General features: G+C 65.5%; 1 pseudogene. It reads left to right on the forward strand.

Annotated elements, in window-relative coordinates:
• Positions 1–223: pseudogene (locus tag E4K09_RS26765) on the forward strand (radical SAM family heme chaperone HemW); the annotation flags it as partial.

Genomic DNA, 223 nt, shown 5'->3' on the forward strand with positions numbered 1-223 from the left:
CCTCGGCGTCCAGGCGCTCAACGATGCCGACCTGAAGCGCCTCGGGCGCATGCATTCCGTCGACGAGGCCCTGGCCGCCGTGAAGATCGCTGCCTCTATTTTCGAGCGCTATTCCTTCGATCTGATCTATGCCCGCCCCGGGCATACGCCTGAGGCCTGGGCGGCCGAGCTCGAGCAGGCCATCGGCTATGCCGTGGAGCACCTCTCGCTCTATCAGCTCACG

This window comes from Microvirga pakistanensis, assembly GCF_004458765.1.
Classification (GTDB): Bacteria; Pseudomonadota; Alphaproteobacteria; order Rhizobiales; family Beijerinckiaceae; genus Microvirga; species Microvirga pakistanensis.